General features: G+C 69.8%; 16 protein-coding genes. 8 read left to right on the top strand and 8 right to left on the bottom strand.

The features are described 5' to 3' along the window. A complete protein-coding gene (locus tag K3G64_RS11300) occupies positions 1 to 744 on the top strand; it encodes an SIMPL domain-containing protein (protein ID WP_238949898.1) in 744 nt (247 codons plus the stop codon). Between the two features lie 9 nt (positions 745 to 753). Here the strand turns inward: K3G64_RS11300 and K3G64_RS11295 are convergent, their stop codons facing one another. From K3G64_RS11295 to dacB, 5 genes are read right to left on the bottom strand one after another with little or no spacing between them, the layout of a single operon-like run. Further along, the gene (locus K3G64_RS11295) at positions 754 to 2,979 is read right to left on the bottom strand and encodes a molybdopterin-dependent oxidoreductase (protein ID WP_238949896.1); all 2,226 of its coding nucleotides are present in this window, start codon (positions 2,977 to 2,979) and stop codon (positions 754 to 756) included. Positions 2,980 to 2,998: 19 nt separating this feature from the next. After that, positions 2,999 to 3,589, bottom strand: a complete 591-nt coding sequence (gene hpt / locus K3G64_RS11290; protein WP_238949895.1) for a hypoxanthine phosphoribosyltransferase — start codon at positions 3,587 to 3,589, stop codon at positions 2,999 to 3,001. A gap of 13 nt (positions 3,590 to 3,602) precedes the next feature. Continuing rightward, on the bottom strand, positions 3,603 to 4,565 hold the full coding sequence (tilS, locus tag K3G64_RS11285) for a tRNA lysidine(34) synthetase TilS (protein ID WP_238949894.1): 963 nt from the start codon (positions 4,563 to 4,565) through the stop codon (positions 3,603 to 3,605). After that, entirely contained in the window at positions 4,544 to 5,614 is a 1,071-nt protein-coding gene (locus K3G64_RS11280) for a zinc-dependent metalloprotease (RefSeq protein WP_238949893.1), read from the bottom strand. The genes tilS and K3G64_RS11280 overlap by 22 nt, the downstream gene beginning before the upstream one ends. Next, positions 5,602 to 6,978 (bottom strand): D-alanyl-D-alanine carboxypeptidase/D-alanyl-D-alanine endopeptidase, encoded by a 1,377-nt coding sequence (dacB, locus tag K3G64_RS11275; protein ID WP_238949892.1) that lies wholly within the window; start codon positions 6,976 to 6,978, stop codon positions 5,602 to 5,604. Before dacB ends, K3G64_RS11280 begins: the two co-directional genes overlap by 13 nt. A gap of 110 nt (positions 6,979 to 7,088) precedes the next feature. On the opposite strand from dacB, the gene K3G64_RS11270 reads away from it, so the two are divergent. Next, entirely contained in the window at positions 7,089 to 7,577 is a 489-nt protein-coding gene (locus K3G64_RS11270) for an inorganic diphosphatase (protein WP_238949891.1), read from the top strand. A 70-nt stretch (positions 7,578 to 7,647) separates the two neighbouring features. Next, positions 7,648 to 8,169 (top strand): 2-oxo-4-hydroxy-4-carboxy-5-ureidoimidazoline decarboxylase, encoded by a 522-nt coding sequence (locus K3G64_RS11265; protein ID WP_238949890.1) that lies wholly within the window; start codon positions 7,648 to 7,650, stop codon positions 8,167 to 8,169. Between the two features lie 19 nt (positions 8,170 to 8,188). Here K3G64_RS11265 and K3G64_RS11260 read toward each other — a convergent pair whose 3' ends face one another. The 3 genes from K3G64_RS11260 to K3G64_RS11250 all read right to left on the bottom strand — a co-directional run bounded on the left by K3G64_RS11260 (position 8,189) and on the right by K3G64_RS11250 (position 10,115). Beyond that, positions 8,189 to 8,737 carry a hypothetical protein gene (locus K3G64_RS11260; RefSeq protein WP_238949889.1) on the bottom strand — a complete coding sequence of 183 codons (549 nt, stop codon included), beginning with the start codon at positions 8,735 to 8,737 and terminating at the stop codon, positions 8,189 to 8,191. Further along, positions 8,716 to 8,952 (bottom strand): hypothetical protein, encoded by a 237-nt coding sequence (locus K3G64_RS11255; RefSeq protein ID WP_238949888.1) that lies wholly within the window; start codon positions 8,950 to 8,952, stop codon positions 8,716 to 8,718. The genes K3G64_RS11260 and K3G64_RS11255 overlap by 22 nt, the downstream gene beginning before the upstream one ends. A 158-nt stretch (positions 8,953 to 9,110) precedes the next feature. Continuing rightward, a complete protein-coding gene (locus K3G64_RS11250) occupies positions 9,111 to 10,115 on the bottom strand; it encodes a TerC family protein (RefSeq protein WP_238949887.1) in 1,005 nt (334 codons plus the stop codon). Between the two features lie 294 nt (positions 10,116 to 10,409). On the opposite strand from K3G64_RS11250, the gene K3G64_RS11245 reads away from it, so the two are divergent. From K3G64_RS11245 to K3G64_RS11225, 5 genes are all read left to right on the top strand, one after another. Continuing rightward, positions 10,410 to 14,339 (top strand): Pls/PosA family non-ribosomal peptide synthetase, encoded by a 3,930-nt coding sequence (locus K3G64_RS11245; RefSeq protein WP_238950606.1) that lies wholly within the window; start codon positions 10,410 to 10,412, stop codon positions 14,337 to 14,339. Beyond that, positions 14,336 to 15,697 (top strand): M1 family metallopeptidase, encoded by a 1,362-nt coding sequence (locus K3G64_RS11240; RefSeq protein WP_238949886.1) that lies wholly within the window; start codon positions 14,336 to 14,338, stop codon positions 15,695 to 15,697. Before K3G64_RS11245 ends, K3G64_RS11240 begins: the two co-directional genes overlap by 4 nt. Further along, positions 15,694 to 16,935: a hypothetical protein gene (locus tag K3G64_RS11235; RefSeq protein WP_238949885.1), complete on the top strand. Its 1,242-nt coding sequence runs from the start codon at positions 15,694 to 15,696 to the stop codon at positions 16,933 to 16,935. Before K3G64_RS11240 ends, K3G64_RS11235 begins: the two co-directional genes overlap by 4 nt. Before the next feature lie 78 nt (positions 16,936 to 17,013). Next, entirely contained in the window at positions 17,014 to 17,991 is a 978-nt protein-coding gene (galE, locus tag K3G64_RS11230) for a UDP-glucose 4-epimerase GalE (protein ID WP_238949884.1), read from the top strand. Continuing rightward, positions 17,981 to 19,765, top strand: coding sequence for a hypothetical protein (locus tag K3G64_RS11225; RefSeq protein ID WP_370647185.1), 1,785 nt, complete (start codon positions 17,981 to 17,983; stop codon positions 19,763 to 19,765). Before galE ends, K3G64_RS11225 begins: the two co-directional genes overlap by 11 nt. Positions 19,766 to 19,776: the final 11 nt, after the last annotated feature.

Below are 19,776 nucleotides of genomic sequence, written 5' to 3'. Positions count from 1 at the left end.
ATGCCGATTCCAGCCCGGTCGAAGACACCGACCCATCTCCTCGTTCTCGCCGCGGCGGGGACGACGCTCGCGCTAGCGGGCTGCGACGCGGCGTCCGGTCCGGCGCCGGCGGCCGACACCGAGGTGCGCCAGGTGACCGTGCTGGGGTCCGGCGAGGTGCAGGGCGTGCCGGACACCCTCAACGTCACCGCGTCGATCGAGTTCACCGCCCAGGACGTCACCGGCGCGATGAACCAGACCAGCGAGCGCCAGCAGGCGGTGATCGACACCCTGGTCGACGCGGGCGTCGACCGCCAGGACATCAGCACCACCGAGGTCAGCCTGCAGCCGCAGTTCTCCGGGGCCGCCGACAATCCGCAGCAGATCATCGGATACCGCGCGATTAACTCGATCGACGTCAAGATCCGTCAGATCGACGCGGCGTCGCAGGCGCTGGCGCTGATCGTCAGCAGCGGCGGCGACGCGACCCGGATCAACTCGGTCAACTACTCGATCGACGACAACTCTCAACTGTTGCGCGATGCGCGCAGCCGCGCCTACAACGACGCGAAGGAACGTGCCGACCAGTACGCGGAGCTGTCCGGTTTGGAGCTCGGCAAGGTCGTCTCGATCTCCGAGGCGCAAGGTCCGACGCCGCCGACTCCGCTGCCCAGCCCCCGCGGTGCCGAGATGTCGGCGGTGCCGCTCGAACCCGGCCAGCAGACCGTCGAATTCACGGTGACCGTCGTGTGGGAGCTGGCCTGACCGGCCTGCTCAGCCCGCAGGGGCGATGTCGACCGGAATCCCGTTGAGCACCGCGGTGCCCGACAACGGATCCAGGCTGTTGCCGTCGTTGAGCTGATTGACGTTCACCCCGGGTTGACCGGCCGCAAGCCGCTGACCCGTGCCGTCACGGTCGTGCCCCCAGCCGTGCGGCAGCGAGACCACGCCCCGGCGCATTCCCGGTGCGAGTTCGATCGGCGCCAACAGTTCACCGCCCGGCCCCTTGACCACCGCGGTGTCGGTGAGGCCGAGGTCGGCGGCGTCATCCGGGTGGATCCGCAACGTGCACCGGTTCGAGCCGCCGGCCAGCGCGGGTACGTTGTGCATCCAGCTGTTGTTGGACCGAAGGTGGCGCCGCCCGATCAGCATGAAGCCGTCGGTGCGAGTCCCCAGGGAGTCGCGTAGCCGCGCGGCGTCGGCGAGTAGCGGCGCGGGCGCCAGTTCCACTCGGCCCGTTGGGGTTCGCAGCACCTCGGCGAGACGCGGCTGCAGCGGCCCGAGGTCGATGCCGTGCGGCGCGGCCTTGAGTGCGTCCAGGGTCAAGCCGCCGGGCTTCGCACCGAACGCATCGCCATAGGCACCGAGGCGCAGCATCATGTCAAGGCGCCGTTCGTAGCCCGGGCCGTCGGGCAGCATCGCGGTCAGTTCGTCGACGGAGCGCCCGGCTACGGGTGAGCCCGGATCGGCGGTCTCCTTGGCCAGCGTGGTCGCGATGACCTGCTCGTCGACCAGAGCCGGGTCGCCGTCCACGCCGATTCCGTAGAGCAGCAACGCGATTCGCGACAGGATCTCGGTCTCGTCGGGGCGGCCGGAAAGCGGCAACACCGGCGGCGAGTAACGCGCGTTGTTGCGCACCGCCAGGCTGTTGAGCGCGACGTCGAAGTGCGCGCTACGCGACGGCGGTGGCGGCGGCAGGATGACGTCGGCGTGGCGGGTGGTCTCGTTGAGGTACGGATCGATGGAAAGCATGAAGTCGATGAATCCGCCCGCCAGGGCCCGGTCGAGGCGGTCGCCGTCCGGCGCGGACAGCACCGGATTGCCGGCGATGGTCAGAATCGCCTTGATCTGCCCGTCGCCGGGGGTCTCGATCTCCTCGGCCAGCGCCGCGGCCGGAAACTCCGACAGCGCTTCGGGATATCCCGACACGCGACTGTGCCAGCGGCCGGTCAGAAAGCCGCGACCCGGTTTCGGCGGCCGTGGCGCCGCCGCGATCGGCGAACACGGGAACATCGCGCCGCCGGGACGGTCGAGGTTGCCGGTCAGTATGTTCACCACGTCGACGAGCCAACTGCCCAGCGTGCCGAATTCGACTGTCGAGGTGCCGATTCGGCCATAGACGGCCGCCGACGGCGCTGCCGCGATCTCGCGAGCCAAGGTGCGGATGTCGTCGGCGGGCACGTCGCAGTGGGTAGCGACGGCGTCGGGTGTGAAGTCGGCCGCCAGCGCGCGGACCGCCTCGACACCGTCGACGAGGCCGGCCACCGCACCCAGGTCGACGAGGTCCTCGTCGAAGAGGACATGCACGACGCCCAGCAGCAGAGCGGCATCGGTGCCCGGGCGCGGCGTGAGGTGACGGTCGGCGACCTCGGCGGTGCGGGTGCGGGCGGGGTCGATGACGACGAGGCGCCCGCCGCGCTTGCGCAGTGCGCGCAACTTGCCCGGGAAGTCGGCGGCGGTGGTCACGCTGCCGTTGGACACCAGCGGGTTCGCGCCGATGACGACGAGGTAGTCGGTGCGGTCGAGGTCCGGCACTGTGAACGCCACCGGGTTGCCGAACAGGAAGCCCAGCGCGACGTGCTTGGGCATCTGGTCCAGCGTGCTCGCCGAGTAGACCTGCCGGGTGCCGAGCGCCTTCACCACGACGGGCGTGTACAGCCCACCCGCGACGGTGTGTGCGTTCGGGTTGCCGAGGTAGACCCCCACCGACGCCCCGCCGTGTTCGGCGATCACGCCGCCGAGCCCGTCGGCCACGGCGGCGAACGCCTCCTCCCATGTCGCCTCGGTGAGCTCGCCGTCGCGCCGGACCAGCGGTCGGGTCAACCGGTCCGGGTCGTTGTCGAGTTCGGCGAAGCTGGCGCCCTTGGGGCAGATGAAGCCGTGGCTGAACACGTCGTCCTTGTCGCCGCGGGCGCCCGTCACCCGGCCGTCGTCCAGGGTCAGCGTCAGGCCGCAGGTGGCCTCGCACAGTGGGCAGATCCGCAGGGCTGTGGTGATCATGGCGTCCATCTTGCGCCGTTCAAGCCTGCTCGTACACCTTCGGGTCGAGCGTGCCGATGTAGTTGAGGTCGCGGTACCGCTCGGCGTAGTCCAGCCCGTAACCGACGACGAACTCGTTGGGAATGTCGAAGCCGACGTGGGCGATGTCGACGTCGGCGCGCACCGCGTCGGGCTTGCGCAGCAGAGCACACACCTTCAGGGAGCGCGGGTGGCGCGTTGCGAGGTTGCGCAGCAGCCACGACAGCGTCAGGCCGGAGTCGACGATGTCCTCGACGATCAGCACGTCGCGGCCGTTGATGTCGCGGTCGAGGTCCTTGAGGATGCGCACCACCCCCGACGACGACGTCGACGACCCGTACGAGCTGACGGCCATGAACTCCATCTGCGTCGGCAGCGGGATCGCCCGCGCGAGATCGGTGACGAAGAACACCGCGCCCTTGAGCACCGTGACCAGGAGCAGATCCTCACCGCTGGACTCGATCGCGTCGCGGTACTCCTCGCCGATCCGCGTACCGAGTTCGGCGATCTTGGCCTGGATCTCCTCGGACGAGAGCAGCACCGACTTGATGTCGCCGGGATACAGCTCGGCGGGTTGCTCAGGCACGTGCACAGCTTTCCATGTTTCACACGGCTTCGGTGTGCAGGGTCAGCATGCCGCCCCGGCGTCCGGCGACCAGCCGCTGCTCGCGCAGCGTCGACCCCACCGCCACCCCGCCCTGTCCGCGCCAGTCCCTCACCAACGAGTCCACACCGCGGATGTGCCTTTCGGTCAGCCCGCAGGCGCCGCCGGCGAGCAACCACCCGCGAATCACCCTCAGCCGCAGGGCATCCGGCAGATTCACGAGCCGCTCGACGGACAACCCGTCGGTCCCCGTCATGTCGGGCAGTGCCCGGCCCGCCAGTTCGTCGAGCAGGTCGCTGTCGGCGCGCAGTAGGGTCGCCGTGCGGGCCAGCGCCTCGGCGACCCCGCCGCCGAGCACGTCCTCCAACAGTGGCAGCACCTCGGTGCGCAGCCGCACGCGGGTGAACCGGCGGTCGGTGTTGTGTGGATCCTGCCACGGCAGCAGCCCCAGCTCGGCACACGCGGAGTGCGTCACATCGCGGCGGACATCGAGTAGCGGCCGGCACCACGGCGGATCCAAGGCGCGCATGCCGGCCAGCGAGCGCGCACCCGAGCCGCGGCCCAGACCCAGCAGTACGGTCTCTGCCTGGTCGTCCAGTGTGTGAGCGAGCACCACGGGCGCGCCGCCGCGGGCCGCCTCGAGAGCCTGGTAACGGGCGGCGCGCGCCGCCGCCTCCGGTCCGCCCGTTGCGCCGACCTCCACCCGGATCACCTCGGCCCCAACGCATCCCAGGGACCGGGCCTGCTCGGCGGCGGCCTGCGCGATCGCTGCCGACTCGGGCTGCAGTTGGTGGTCGACGATCAGCGCCGTGGTCGGCCGGATGCCCGCGGCGACCGCCGTCAGCGCAAGCGAATCGGCCCCGCCGGACAGTGCCACACACCAGCGCTCGTCGTCGAGGCCGTGCTGCCGGGCGAACGCCGCGACGGCGGCCCGCACCGTGGCTACAGCACCCGGTCGATCCATCGCCGTGGCTCGTCGATCTCGCTTGGCAGGGGCAGGGTTTCGGGTCCCGACCAGACGGTGTTGAACCGCTTCATGCCGACGGTGGACACCACCTCGTCGACGAACGCCTTGCCGCGCGTGTACTGGCTGAGCTTGGCGTCGAAACCCAACAGGGCCCGCACCAGCCGTTGCAGCGGCGGTTGTCTGCGTTGACGTCGTTCGTCGAACCGGCGCCGGATCGTGGTCACCGAAGGGACGACCGCCGGACCGACGGCGTCCATCACATGGTCGGCGTGGCCCTCGAGCAGCGTGCCAAGCACCAGCAGCCGGTCCAGCGCCGCACGCTGCGGCTCGGACTGCACCGCCCGCAACAGGCCGATCATTCCGCCCGTGTTCTGCTCGGCGCCGTCGGCGCTCTCGCGACGGCTGCGCGCGAATTCGGCCAGCCTGCCGACGACCTGGGTGACGTCCTCGCCGCTCTCTTCGGTGAGCACGGCGAGCGCGCCGGCCATGTGCTCGGTCAACCAAGGGTTGGCACGGAACTGCACCCGGTGGGTGACCTCGTGCAGGCAGACCCACAGCCGGAAGTCGTGGGGATCGACCCGCAGCTGACGCTCCACCGCGATCACGTTCGGGTAGACCAGCAGCAGTTCACCGCCGCCGGGACCGAACGGGTCGTACTGGCCGAGGATGCCCGAGGAAACGAAGGCCAGCACCGCGCCGGTCTGCGCGCCGGTGATGCGTCCGGTGATCTTCGGCCGTTGCCCGTCGGTCTGCTCGCCTCCGGTCATGACGCACATCGACCGTGTCGCGGCGCGGATCCACTGCGGCCGGTCCACGATGCGGGCCTCGGGGATCTCCCCGCCCTCGATGAGCCCCGTCACCTCGCGCACCGGAAGTTCGGCGGTGCGCGACGCCTCGGCGAGTTGATCGATCACCTGGCGCCGGGTGTAGTCGGTGGCTGCCGGTCCGGGGCGCGCCAGCTTCTCACCGACGGTGGAAGCGAAGTTCCAGTCGACGGTGCGGCCGACCGACAGTGCCGACTTGGCGGGCGGGCTCACGTGCTGCATCCGCAGGAACGCAGCGGCGCGGCCAGGTTGTCGAGCGCGATACGGCCCGTGGGCCCCGCGTTGTTGGACAGGAACGCGAAGGTCAGCACCCGGCCGCTGATGTCGGTGACGAAGCCGGTCAATGTGTTCGTCCCCGTCAACGAGCCCGTCTTGGCGCGCAGGAAACCGGCTGCGGGTTTGACGATCGGAGTGTCGAGGTAGCGGTACGACAGCGTGCCGCTGCCCCCGGCGACCGGCAGCATGTCGACGAGCGGTCGCATCTTGGGCGCCTCGCCGGCTGCGGCCTGCACGACCTCGTCGAGCGTCTCGGCGGTGAGCCGATCGTCGACCGACAGGCCGCTGGAGTCGAACAGTGCGGCGCCGTCGGTGTCGACGCCGGCCGTCTGCAGGGCACCGAGCGTCGCACGGACCGCACCGTCGAAGCTCTGCGGGCGGCCGGCCTCGGCCGCCACCTCGCGGCCGATCGCCTCGGCCATCACGTTGTCCGAAGCGCTCATCATGTCGCGCAGCCGTGAGATCAGGGGCGGCGACTGCACGGCGGCGATCTCGTTGCCGGCACTCGCGCTGCCGGTAAGCACCGTCACCGTGGCGGGGTCGACCTCGAGCGCCGCGGCCAACGCGCGGCCGGCGTCGAGCGCCGGTGTGTGCGACCGCACGGAGTCGACGCTCACCGGCTGGGTGCGACCGGCGTCGAGCATCACCGACTCGATCGGCGCGATGTCGCCGTAGTCGATGTCGATGGGATCCCATCCTCGCGCCATGGTCGGTCCGCTGTAGGCGCTGACGTCGACCTGCACCGCGGTCACCTCCATACCGCTGCGCTGCACCTGTTCGGCCAAATCGCTGATTCGCGCCGCGTCGCGGTACCAGGTGTCCTGGCCGGGTGGCGCCGCAGACAGCGTGGGATCGCCGCCGCCCCGCAGCACCACAACGCCGGGCCTGCTGCCGGTCAGCACACGGGTGGTCAACGTGGCGTCGCGGTCCAGTACCTGCAGTGCCGCCGCAGCGGTGAGCGTCTTCACCGTCGACGCCGGCTGCATCGGGATGTCGCCGCCCTGCGACCAGAGCTCGGCGCCGGTGATCGCGTCGCTGACCCGCCCGGTCAGGTCACCGAGGTTCGGATCCGCCAGCGCAGGCGCCAACACGGCGGCCAGCCCGCGAGGCGTCGGCTTGGGCGCGGAGTCGGGAAGGGGGACGACGCCGGGGTCGGCCGTGACGGGAGCCGGGGCGGGTTTGACGGCCGCCGCGTCGGTCGACGAACCCGACGTGAGGACTGCGGCGACCGCCACCACCACCGCAACCAGCAGCAACACGGCCGCCCCGACCGCCATATGCGTGGACCGCCGCCACCTGATGGGCCGCATCACTCTCCCGATCGCCTAGTCCGCCCCCGTAGAGCAGCGTATCGGCTCCGCGGGGGTCCACTAAGGTGATGCGCGTCCCCTGACCGGAGCGCAGGCAAGGAGCCGTGGCGGTGCAGCTTGAAGTAGTGATCGAGATCCCGAAGGGTTCGCGGAACAAGTACGAGGTGGATCACGACACCGGCCGGGTCAAGCTGGATCGCTATCTGTACACGTCGATGGCCTATCCGACCGACTACGGCTTCTTCGAGAACACCCTGGGCGAGGACGGTGACCCGCTGGACGCGCTGCTGCTGCTACCGGAGTCGGTGTTTCCCGGCTGCATCGTCGAAGCACGTCCGGTCGCGATGTTCCAGATGACCGACGAGGCCGGAGGCGACGACAAGGTGCTCTGCGTGCCCGCCGACGACCAGCGGTGGGACCACATTCAGGACCTCGCCGACGTGCCGTCGTTCGAACTCGAGGCGATCAAGCACTTCTTCGTCCACTACAAGGACCTCGAGCCCGGCAAGTACGTCAAGGCCGCAGACTGGGTCGGCCGCGACAAGGCCGAGGCCGAGGTGCAGGCGTCGGTGAAGCGATACCAGGAACAGGGCCACTGAGCGGCCACTAATTTTCGTCGACGTAACACGGCGTAACGTGCGCGTGCTCTGCGCCTCCGATCATGGCCATGTGTTGCTGCACCAGGGGATCGGTCTCGAGGCGTTCAACGCGATGCCGTTGCGCAGGGCGGTGCACGCCCTTTTCGAGTGCTGCTACAGCGTCCCGTTGGCCGCGGATCTGGCGCGCGGCCGCCCGTACCCGGATCACGACTCGCTGTTCCGCTACGCCGACGAGTTGCTGTTCGGGTTGTCGGAGGATTCGATCGACTCGATCCTGCAGGCCTACCCGAACATCGGCAGGCGTCCGGGCAGCGAGAAGTCGGCGGCCGAACAGTGCGCGATCTGGTGCGACGAGCCCGCGGTGATGGATCAGCTCTCGGCGGTGGCGAAGAGATACCTCGACCACTTCGGCTTCGGCTTCGTCATGTACGTCAACGGCTACTCCGCTCAGGACGCCCTTGCGACGATGACCGACCGGTTGCTCAACGACTACGAAACCGAACGCAAGGTGGTGCGCGGCGAGTTGGCGCACATCAACCGGACCCGGATCGAGCGCATGCTGGGACCCGAAGGTGGCTACGACAACTGGTGACCGGCCTGCGGCGGGTGCGCTACCGGGTCTGCCAGTCGTTGATCGCCGCCGCCTGCTTCTGACCTAGCTCGATCACCATCTCGGCGGGCACCGGATCGTTCGGTGGTCCGTCGAACTCGATGGTGGTGGCGGTGTTGCCCTCGGTGAACGTCAGCACGGCCAGCGACTCCGTGCCGTCGGGCGACGTGCCGGTGACGATGGTTCCACCGGTACCGACCGGGGCGGGCTGCGATTGCTGGCTGGCGACCTGTGCCGCCGCGCCCTGAAGTGCGGCCGTCGCGGCCTGGGCGTCGGGCAGCACCAGGATGGTCGTGGTGATCTGGCGTGTCCCACCCTCGCGGTGGATGTACTCGGCCATCACGCCGGGCTGGCCGTTCGGGTTCATGTCCAGCGGCTCGGCCGTGTACGCCAGGGAGTCGGTGATGGTGTTCGGATCGACCGGCAGCGTGCTGTAGTCGGCGGATTGCGCCGCCGCGGAAGCCATTCCGACCGTCGCCGCGGCCGCCACCGCCACGACCCCACAGGTGCCTCTGGCGGCGATCCACGTCAGCACGGGTAGCACGCCCATCCGCGCCAGCCGTCCCGCCAGAACCAACCCGGGCCACAGCCCATCGCTCCGGTGGTGCCCTGGCAGTCGAACGCCTTGACCGTCGGCTCTGCCGGTGCCGGCGCGACATGATCGACGGTGTCTGTGCCCACCGCGGCGGCGCCTGCCGCAGGCGCACTCACCAGTGGACCCAGGATCAGTGCGCCGACGGCGACCGCCGTTGCGAGTCTGCGCATCGCGTTCCCCCTCCGATATCGACGTTGGCGTCGCTCAAAGTACCGGGCACGTGGCTCTGACACGGTCATTTCCCCGGTTCCGGGATCGTGTCATGGGCACGATGACGCGATGCACGACGTCATCGACGGCGAATGCGTCTTCGAGGTGATCCGGCGGGTCAGTGCGAATCGAGCGACGAGGGTGAGTCGGCGGCCTTCTTCACGTCGTGGACGCGGGTCTTGTACAGGCTCGCGACCGTGGTGATGGTCAGCGTCAGGATGATCACGCCCAACGACAGCAGGGTCGGGATCTCGGGCACCGGCACGTGTTCGCCGCCGTTGATGAACGGCAGTTCGTTGGTGTGCAAGGCATGCAGCAGCAGCTTCACGCCGATGAACGCCAGCACGACCGCCAGCCCCTGCGACAGGTACACCAGGCGCTTGAGCAGGTCGCCCAGGAGGAAGTACAGCTGGCGCAGGCCCATCAGCGCGAACACGTTGGCCGTGAACACCAGGTAGGGCTCCTGCGTCAGGCCGTAGATCGCCGGGATCGAGTCCAGCGCGAAGATGAGGTCCGTCGTGCCCAGCGCGAGGATGACCAGGAACATCGGCGTCATCAGCCGCTTACCGTTCTCCCGCACCCACAGCTTCAGACCGTCCCACTTGTCGGTCATGCTCAGGTGGTTGGCGGCGAACCGGACGACGATGTTGTCGCCGTCGTCCTCGTGGTCGGTGTCACGGGCCAGGCTGATCGCGGTGTAGAGCAGGAAGGCGCCGAACAGGTAGAAGACCCACGAGAACTGGTTGATGGCCACGGCGCCGAGCGCGATGAAGATGCCGCGGAAGATCAGCGCGAGGATGATGCCCACCAGCAGTGCCTGCTGCTGGTACTTCCTGGGCACGTTGAAGCTGGCCATGATGATCAGGAACACGAACAGGTTGTCGACCGACAAGCTGTACTCGGTGAGCCAGCCGGCGAAGAACTCCACTCCGTACTGGCTGCCGTGGAAGAACCAGATCCACACCCCGAAGGCCACGGCAAGACCGATGTAGATGGCCAACGCCGTCCCCGTCTCGCGTCGCGACGGCTCGTGTGGCCGCCGCCCGATGATGACGACGTCGAACAGCAGAATGGCGATCGTCACGGACAGCGTGATGATCCATTCGAGTTGCGAAACGTTCATTGAACCTCCGGTCGTCAAACGCGCCGGAGGTCTCTTCCACCACACGACGCGTCGTGTCGGCCCGCAGCACCGGTCGTCCGACGACGGCCGACGTGATGACGACACCGCGGCGAAGGAATACTCCCCTCCGCCGGCTGATTCTGCCAGCTAGGAGGGGATGACCGAAATCGAGGGCGGACAAACTCCCGGTGCGGGCGATCGCGGCGGTCGGCACCGCCGAAAATGTGACGGCCCGTCGCGTGCGGCGCAGACGATGTGCGCGTCCGGCTGAGTAGTTTGAGACCCGTGACCGGCGTGCGTGAACAGCCCGAAAGCCTTCCGGCCGACGTGCCGGCTCAATACTTGCTGTCGCCGTACGCGCCCGAACCGCGCACGCTCATCGACATCCTCTACGACACCGCGCGCCGCCACGCCGACGCGCCCGCGATCGACGACGGCGACGTTCAGCTCACCTACGCCGAGCTGATCACCGACATCGAGGACAGCGTCGACTGGCTGGCCGCGCGGGGTATCGGCCGCGGTGACCGCATCGGCATCCGGATGCCGTCGGGCAGCTACGCCCTGTATGTGGCGATCCTCGCGACCCTGGCCACCGGTGCCGCCTACGTGCCGGTCGACGCGGACGACCCGCAGGAGCGCGCGGACCTGGTATTCGGGGAAGCCAACGTCGTGGGGATCATCACCGAGGCCGGCCTGGCGCGGGGACCGGGGTCGTCGCGCGGGTGGCGGGCCGCGGCGCCGCTGGGTCGCGACGACGCGTGGGTCATCTTCACCTCCGGCTCGACCGGTACCCCCAAAGGGGTGGCCGTCACCCACCGCAACGCCGCCGCGTTCGTCGATGCCGAAGCCCGGATGTTCCTGCAGGACAACCCGATCGGTCCGGGCGACCGAGTGCTCGCCGGGCTGTCGGTGGCATTCGACGCCTCCTGCGAGGAGATGTGGCTGGCCTGGCGGCACGGCGCCTGCCTGGTGCCCGCACCACGGTCGTTGGTGCGCAGCGGAATGGATCTGGGCCCGTGGCTGGTGGCGCGCGACATCACGGTGGTGTCCACGGTGCCGACCCTGGCCGCGCTGTGGCCGGCCGAGGCGCTGGAGGCGGTGCGGCTGCTGATCTTCGGCGGCGAGGCCTGCCCCCCGGAACTGGCCGAGCGCCTCGCGGTCGAGGGCCGCGAGGTGTGGAACACCTACGGCCCGACGGAGGCGACCGTGGTGGCCAGTGCGGCGCGACTCGACGGAATCGGCCCGGTCAGCATCGGCCTGCCGCTGGCCGGCTGGGACCTGGCGGTCGTCGACCACAGCGGCACACCGGTGTCCCCCGGCGGCGTCGGTGAGCTCGTCATCGGTGGCGTGGGCCTGGCCCGCTACCTCGACCCGGAGAAGGACGCGCAGAAGTATGCGCCGATGCCCGGCCTCGGCTGGGCGCGCGCCTACCGCAGCGGCGATCTGGTGCGCCTGGAGTCCGACGGGCTGTTCTTCGTCGGGCGGGCCGACGACCAGGTCAAGGTCGGCGGACGGCGCGTCGAACTGGGCGAGGTCGACGCCGCGCTGGTCAACCTGCCCGGCGTCAGCGGGGGCGCGGCAGCGGTACGCAGGACCGACAGCGGGACACCGCTGCTGGTCGGCTATGTCGCGAGCACCGACCCGTCGTTCGACCTGGCCAAGGCGCGCGCGCTGCTGACCGAGACCCTGCCGCCGGCGCTGGTGCCGCGGGTCGTCCTGGTCGACGAGCTGCCGACCCGCACCTCGGGCAAGGTCGACCGCGACGCCCTGCCGTGGCCGGTGGCCGATACCGACGCTTCCGGGGCCGAGGAACTCGCAGGCACCATGGGGTGGCTTGCCGGACTGTGGCGGGACACCCTCGCCGCTGAGGTCGAGGGTCCGGAGGCGGATTTCTTCGCCCTCGGGGGCGGCTCGCTGGCCGCCGCCCAACTCGTCGCCGCCCTGCGCAGGCGCTATCCGCAGGTGACCGTCGCCGACCTCTACGACCATCCCCGGCTCGGGTCGCTGGCCGGCTTCCTCGACGAACTCGACCCCCCGACGCAGGTGCCGCCGCGCAGCGTCAGGCCGACACCCCGGCGGGCCCAGGCGGTGCAGCTGGCCCTGTCGCTGCCGCTGGCCACGCTGACCGGCCTGCAGTGGGTGGTCTGGCTGGCGGTGGTCAACAACGTCCTCAGCCACTGGGGCGGGTCGGTGCCCTGGGCGGTCCGGGTGGACTGGTGGCTGGTCGCCGTGGGCTTCGTCCTGTTCGTCACGCCGCTCGGACGCATGAGCATCGCGGCGTTGAGCGCCCGGCTGCTGCTCGGCGACCTGAAGCCGGGTACCTACCGGCGCGGCGGGTCGGTGCACCTGCGGGTGTGGCTGGCCGAGCGGCTCGCCGAGGCCAGCGGCGCCGAAAACCTCGCGGGTGCACCGTGGTTGGTGTATTACGCCCGTGCGCTGGGCAACAAGGTCGGCAAGGGCGTCGACCTGCACTCCACACCACCGGTGACCGGCATGCTCAAACTGGGTCACCGCAGCTCGGTCGAGCCCGAGGTCGACCTGTCCGGGCACTGGGTCGACGGCGATCGCTTCCACGTCGGCCCCGTCACCATCGGCAACGACGCCACCATCGGCGCGCGAACCACCCTGCTGCCGGGGGCTGTCGTCGGCAAGAACGCCGACGTGGCACCGGGTTCCGGGGTGGTCGGCAAGGTGAAGAACGGGCAGTACTGGAAGGGTTCACCGGCGGTCAAGTCCGGCAAGGCACGCCATCCGTGGCCGGATCACCGACCACCGCAGGCGCCGGTCTGGGTGGCCGTGTACGGCGCCACGTCGGTGCTGCTCGGCGGTCTGCCGCTGTTGGCCCTCGGCGTCGGTCTGGCCGTGATCTGTTGGGCGGCGGGCGATGCCGGTTCGGTGGGCGCGGCGGTCGGGCCTGCGCTGCTGTGGACACCGGTGGCGACGCTGGCGGCGGCCGCGTGCTACGCCACCTTGACGGCGGTGGGGGTACGCCTGCTGTCTTTGCGGCTGCGCGAGGGTTACCACCCGGTGCGCAGCCGCATCGGGTGGCAGATATGGGCCACCGAACGGCTGATGGACGCCGCCCGCAACTACCTGTTCCCGATTTATGCGAGCCTGCTCACGCCGTGGTGGCTGCGCCTGCTGGGCGCGAAAGTGGCTCGCGGAACGGAGATCTCGACAGCACTGCTGACGCCGAAGTTCACCGTGGTGCAGGACGGCGCGTTCCTGGCCGACGACACCATGGTCGCCTCCTACGAACTCGGCGGCGGGTGGATCCACGTCGCCAAGGCGACGATCGGCAAGCGGGCGTTCCTCGGTAACTCCGGCATCACCCAACCCGGCCGTAAGGTGCCCGACGACGGACTGGTCGCCGTGCTCTCGGCAGCCCCGCACAAGGCGAAGGCCGGCTCGTCGTGGCTGGGCAGCCCGCCGGTACGGTTGCGGCGCAAGCCCACAGCAGCCGATGTGCTCCGCACCTTCCACCCGTCGGCGCGCTTGAAGGCGCTGCGCGGGCTGGTGGAGACATGCCGGATCGTGCCGCTGATCGTGACCTTCGCGATCGGTGTCGCGGTCCTGCTGACGCTGCAATGGCTGGCTTCCTCGTTCGGCTGGACGCTCGCAGCGGCGGCAGGCGGGGTGGTGCTGCTGGCCGCGGGCGCGTTCGCCGGCGCCATCGCAGTCCTGGCGAAATGGGTCGTCGTGGGGCGCATCGAGGCCGTCGAACACCCGTTGTGGTCGCCGTTCGTCTGGCGTAACGAGGTGTCCGACACGTTCGTCGAGACCGTCGCCGCGCCGTGGTTCGCCCGCGCCGCGGCAGGGACCCCGGTGATGAACCTGTGGCTTCGGGCCCTGGGCGCCAAGATCGGCCGCGGCGTCTGGTGCGAGACCTACTGGCTCCCGGAAGCCGACCTCGTCACGCTCGAGCGCGGTGCCACGGTCAACCGCGGTTGCGTGGTGCAGACCCACCTCTTCCACGACCGCATCATGCGAATGGACACCGTTGTGCTGGAGGAGGGTTCGACGCTCGGCACGCACTGCGTGGCGCTGCCTGCGGCCCGCATCGGTGCAGGTGCGACCGTCGGCCCCGCGTCGCTGGTGATGCGCGGCGACGAGGTCCCGAAGTCGACGCGCTGGCAGGGCAATCCGATCGCACCGTGGCTCGCCCCGCGCAAGAGGCGTGGCGAGGCGCGCTCACCGTCGACACCCGAAGACACCGCCGCGTGACGCGAGGCAAGAAAAAGCCTGTAAACACGAGGAGCCGTGCAACAGGCGCACCGGTCATCGACCCCTATCTGCCCGCCGAGGGCAACTTCGGCTACCGCGTGTCGCGCTATGAGCTCGATCTGGAGTACAAGGTCGCGATCAACCGACTCGCGGGCAGCGCGACCATCACCGCCGTCACACTGGCCGCTCTGAAGACCTTCACGCTGGACCTCTCCGATGCGTTGTCGGTGACCCGGGTGAGCGTGAACAACGCCCGCCCGCAGACCTTCCGGACCTCGGGAGCCAAGCTGCACATCGGGCTGCGCGATGCGCTCCCGCCCGGGGCGGCGATGACGATCGTGGTCCGCTACGGCGGCGCACCACGGCCCATCCGCTCGACGTGGGGCGACGTCGGCTTCGAGGAGCTGACCGACGGGGCTCTGGTGGCGGGGCAACCGAACGGGGCCAAGTCGTGGTTTCCCTGCGACGACCACCCGAGCGCCAAAGCCAGCTACCGCATCCGGATCGCCACCGAGAGCCCCTACCACGCGACCGCCAACGGCGAGTTGGTGTCTCGCCGCGCACGCGCGGGGATGACGACGTGGACCTACGAGCTGCCCGAACCCACCTCGACCTACCTCGTCACCCTGCAGATCGGCAGGTACCAGCGGCATCGCCTGACCAAGACCGGCGTGCCGATCCACGCGGTGCTGCCCGAACGGTTGCGCAAGAACTTCGACCGCGATTTCGCCGACCAACCGCAGATGTTGAAGCTGTTCGTCCGGCTGTTCGGCCCGTACCCGCTGGCCGAGGGCTACACGGTCGTCGTCACCGACGACGACCTGGAGATCCCGCTGGAGGCGCAGGGCATCTCGATCTTCGGCGCCAACCACTGCGACGGTGACGGCGGCGCCGAGCGGTTGATCGCCCACGAACTGGCCCATCAGTGGTTCGGCAATTCGGTCACCGCCAAACGCTGGCGGCACATCTGGTTGCACGAAGGCTTCGCGTGCTACGCCGAATGGCTGTGGTCCGAGCACTCCGGCGGGCGCAGCGCAGACGACTGGGCGCAGCACTACCACCGCAGGCTCGCCGGGTGTCCGCAGGATCTGCTGCTGGCCGACCCCGGGCCCGAGGACATGTTCGACGACCGGGTCTACAAGCGCGGTGCGCTGACACTGCACGCGCTGCGCCTGCGCCTGGGCGACGACAGTTTCTTCGCGCTGCTTAGGGATTGGACGACGCGTCATCGGCACGGCTCCGTTGTGACCGACGACTTCACCGGGCTCGCATCGCATTACGCGCCGCAGTCGTTGCGTCCGCTCTGGAACTCCTGGCTGTATGCGACCGAGTTGCCCGCCCTGGACCCGCCGTCGTGACCGACGCGGGCACGCCCACCGGTCCGGTCACCCGCAGCAGTGTGGCACGGGTCGGCGTGGCGACCGCCCTGACCGCGCTGTGCGGGTACACGGTGCTGTATCTGGCCGCGCGCGATCTGGAGCCGGCGGGCTTCGCGGTGTTCGGCGTGTTCTGGGGGGCCTTCGGGTTGGCGACCGGAGCAGCGTTCGGGCTGCTGCAGGAATCGGCAAGGGAGGTGCGGTCGATCCGCTACGTCGAGGTGGCGGAGGAACCGCGCACCCATCCGATGCGGGTGGGCGCCACGATCGGCGTGGGGGCCGCCGCGGCGATAGCACTGTCGGCGCCGCTGTGGTCGGAGCGCGTGTTCGTCGAGTCGCGGTGGCTGTCGGTGGCCCTGCTGGCGGTCGGTCTGGCCGGGTTCTGCCTGCACGCCACGCTGCTGGGCGTGTTGGCGGGGTTGAACCGATGGACGTCCTACGGCGCGCTGATGGTGACCGACGCGGTGCTCCGGGTGGTGGTGGCGGTGGCGACCTTTGTGATCGGCTGGGGCCTGGTCGGCTATCTGTGGGCGACGGTGGCCGGTGCGGTGGCCTGGCTCGCCATGCTGATCGCCTCCCCTGGCGCACGCGCCGCGGCCAGACTGCTGACCCCCGGTGGCACGACGACGTTCCTGCGCGGCGCGTCGCACTCGATCGCCGCCGCGGGCGCCAGCGCCGTCCTGGTGATGGGGTTTCCGGTGCTGCTGAAGGCGACCTCGGGGGATCTGGGCGCCCAGGGCGGTGTGGTGATCCTGGCCGTGACGCTGACGCGCGCGCCACTGTTGGTGCCGCTGACGGCGATGCAGGGCAACCTGATCGTGCACTTCGTCGACCAGCGCACCGACCGGTTGCGGGCGCTCGTCGCACCCGCCGCTTTGGTCACCGCCGTGGGCCTGGTGGGCGTGCTGGCCGCCTGGGCGGTCGGGCCGTGGCTGCTGCGCAGCGGCTTCGGGACCGAGTACCGGGCCGACGGTGCGCTGCTGGCCTGGCTGACCGGCGCGGCGACCGCGATCGCGTTGCTGACGTTGACGGGCGCGGCGGCGGTGGCCGCGGCGTTGCACCGCGCCTACTCGCTGGGCTGGGTGTCGGCGACGGTGGCCTCGGCGCTGTTGTTGCTGTTGCCGCTGGACCTGCAGACCCGTACCGTCGTCGCGCTGATGTGCGGACCGGTGGTGGGCATCGTCGTGCACCTGCTGGCCCTCGCCCGCAGGCCCGCGTAGGCGGGTCTGGTCGACAGCACGAGCCGACGGCCGAATACTGTGCCGGGAGCCCGCGGTGACGGGAAGGAGAGCGATCAGATGACTTGGCTGGTGACCGGCGGCGCCGGCTACATCGGTTCGCACGTGGTCCGTGCGCTGGTGGATGCGGACATGCCCGTGGTGGTCATCGACGACCTCTCGACCGGCCTCGAGCAGTTCGTGCCTGCGACGGTCCCGCTGGTGCGCGGCAACCTGCTCGACGGTGAGCTCGTCACCCGCGCGCTCGCCGACCACCGGGTTTCGGGGGTCATCCACATCGCGGGGTTCAAGTACGCCGGAGTCTCGGTGCAGCGGCCGCTGCACACCTACACACAGAACGTCTCGGCGATGATCACCCTGCTGCAAGCGATGGACAGCACCGGAGCCGACAAGCTGGTGTTCTCCTCGAGCGCGGCCACCTACGGCACCCCCGATGTCGACATCGTCACCGAGCAGACGGCCACCACGCCCGAGTCACCCTATGGCGCAAGCAAACTGATCGGCGAGTGGATCCTGCGCGACGTGGGACGCGCTTCGGGTCTGCGGCACACCAGCCTGCGCTACTTCAACGTCGTCGGGTCGGGTTCACCGGAGCTGTTCGACGTCAGCCCACACAACCTGTTCCCGTTGGTGTTCGACATGCTGTATCGCGGTGAGACACCGAGGATCAACGGCGACGACTACCCCACTCCCGACGGCACCTGCGTGCGCGACTACGTACACGTCTCCGATCTCGCGCTCGCGCACGTCGCCGCCGCGGCGCGACTGGACGCCGGTGAGCCGATCGAGCCCGTCTACAACCTGGGTAGCGGCGGCGGGACGTCGGTGCGCGAGATCATGACCGCCATCCGCGAGGTCACCGGTGTGGATTTCGAGCCCACCCTCGGCCCGCGCCGGCCCGGCGATCCCGCCCGCATCGTCGCGTCCGGCGAGACCGCGGCACGCGACCTCGGCTGGCGGATGCGCCACTCCCTGCAGGACATGGTGCGGTCGGCATGGATCGCGCGCCGACAAGCGGGAGACGCCTATCCGCGGTAAGTCACTGCTGGGCAACCGGGTCGCCCGCACCGCAGCCGCGCTGATCGTCGTGCAGTCGGCCGTCCGGGCGGTGCTGGCGTTCGGTGGCTACTTCTACTGGGACGATCTCATCCTGATCGGCCGCGCCGGCACGCACAGCCTGTGGTCGCCGGAATACCTGTTCGACGATCACGACGGCCACGTGATGCCCGCGGCGTTCCTCCTTGCGGGTGCCGTCACGCGGTTGGCACCGCTGGACTGGGTGTGGCCCGCGCTCAGTCTGCTGGTGCTGCAATTGATTACGTCGCTGGCACTGCTGCGTACGCTGCACGTGATCCTCGGGTGGCGGCCGGTGCTGCTGGTGCCGTTGACGTTCGCGCTCTTCACGCCCTTGGCGGTGCCCGGGTTTGCCTGGTGGGCGGCCGCGCTGAACTCGCTGCCGATGCTGGCGGCGATGGCCTGGGTGTGCGGCGACGCTGTTCTGTTGCAGCGCACCGGTAATCGACGGTATGCGGTCACCGGGCTGCTCGTGTACGGCGGCGGGTTGCTGTTCTTCGAGAAGGCGGCGGTGATCCCCTTCGTCGCGTTCGCGGTCGTCGCGCTACTGGCCCATGTCACCGGCACGGGTTCGGTGAAGCAGGTGTGGCGCCGGGGTGTCCGGCTCTGGGGTCCGTCGCTGGCGGTCACCGCGACGTGGGTGGCGGTGTACCTCGTCGTCGTCGACCAGAAACGCTGGAGCCTGGATCTGGCGATGACCGCCGAGCTGCTGGGGAGGTCGGTCACACACGGGGTCGTGCCCGGTCTCGTTGGCGGACCGTGGGACTGGCAACGCTGGGCGCCGGCCTCGCCGTGGGGCACACCGCCGGTGACGGTGATGGTGGCAGGCTGGATCGCGCTGGCCGCCGTGGTGGCCGTGACACTGCTGCGCAAGAAACGCATCGGCCCCGTGTGGTTGGTGGCCGTGGGATACGCGGTGGCGTGCCAGATCCCGATCTACCTGATGCGGTCGTCTCAGTTCACGGCGCTGGAACTGGCGCAGACGTTGCGGTATCTACCCGACCTCGTCGTGGTGCTCGCGCTGCTGGCGGCCGTCGGACTGTGCGCACCGAACCGCGAAGGCACCCGGTGGTTGGACTCGTCACGGGTCCGGACCGTCGCGGTGTCCGGCGCGCTCGCGGCGGTGGTGGTCAGCAGCCTGTACTCGTCGGCGACCTTCCTGCACAGCTGGCGTGACAACCCCGCCCAGCCGTATCTGCAGAACGCCAGGTCCGGGCTGGCCGAGGCGGCGCGGACGTCGGACGCGCCGATGCTCGACCAGGAGGTCGACCCGATGGTGCTGCAGCGCGTGGTCGGACCGGAGAACCGGGCCAGCCACCTGTTCGCGCTGCTGCCAGACCGGCCCGAGTTCGCCGCGGCGACCACCGACCTGCGGATGCTCGACAGTTCCGGACGGGTGGTGGACGCCAAGGTGACGTGGGTTCGCAGCATCGTGCCCGGGCCCGCCCCGCAGTGCGGTTACCTGGTGCAGCCGGAGGCCCCGGCGCGGATGCCGTTGGACGGGCCGCTGCTGCCGGCCGACTGGACCGCGGAGATCAACTACCTGGCCAACAGCGTCGGATCGGTGACGATGTCGCTGTCGGAGGGCGACGAGGTCAAGGTTCCGGTGCGGCCGGGGTTGAACCGGGTGTTCGTGCGGCTACCGGGCGCCGGGGATGCGATCGACGTGCGCGCCAACACCGCGGCACTGTCGGTGTGCATGGCGTCGGGACCCGTCGGTTTCGTGGCGCCGAAGTGACTCCCACGGCA

Source organism: Mycobacterium sp. IDR2000157661, from assembly GCF_022317005.1.
In the GTDB taxonomy this organism is placed as follows: domain Bacteria; phylum Actinomycetota; class Actinomycetes; order Mycobacteriales; family Mycobacteriaceae; genus Mycobacterium.
This window is presented reverse-complemented; position numbering and strand designations above follow the sequence as displayed.

What these genes read in the sequence shown, in the direction of transcription:
- K3G64_RS11260 (WP_238949889.1), bottom strand. Translation starts at nt 8,737, where the DNA reads ATGGGCGTGCTACCCGTGCTGACGTGGATCGCCGCCAGAGGCACCTGT.
- dacB (WP_238949892.1), bottom strand. Translation starts at nt 6,978, where the DNA reads ATGCGGCCCATCAGGTGGCGGCGGTCCACGCATATGGCGGTCGGGGCG.
- tilS (WP_238949894.1), bottom strand. Translation starts at nt 4,565, where the DNA reads ATGGATCGACCGGGTGCTGTAGCCACGGTGCGGGCCGCCGTCGCGGCG.
- K3G64_RS11300 (WP_238949898.1), top strand. Translation starts at nt 1, where the DNA reads ATGCCGATTCCAGCCCGGTCGAAGACACCGACCCATCTCCTCGTTCTC.
- K3G64_RS11250 (WP_238949887.1), bottom strand. Translation starts at nt 10,115, where the DNA reads ATGAACGTTTCGCAACTCGAATGGATCATCACGCTGTCCGTGACGATC.
- K3G64_RS11255 (WP_238949888.1), bottom strand. Translation starts at nt 8,952, where the DNA reads ATGCGCAGACTCGCAACGGCGGTCGCCGTCGGCGCACTGATCCTGGGT.
- galE (WP_238949884.1), top strand. Translation starts at nt 17,014, where the DNA reads ATGACTTGGCTGGTGACCGGCGGCGCCGGCTACATCGGTTCGCACGTG.
- K3G64_RS11295 (WP_238949896.1), bottom strand. Translation starts at nt 2,979, where the DNA reads ATGATCACCACAGCCCTGCGGATCTGCCCACTGTGCGAGGCCACCTGC.
- K3G64_RS11280 (WP_238949893.1), bottom strand. Translation starts at nt 5,614, where the DNA reads ATGCAGCACGTGAGCCCGCCCGCCAAGTCGGCACTGTCGGTCGGCCGC.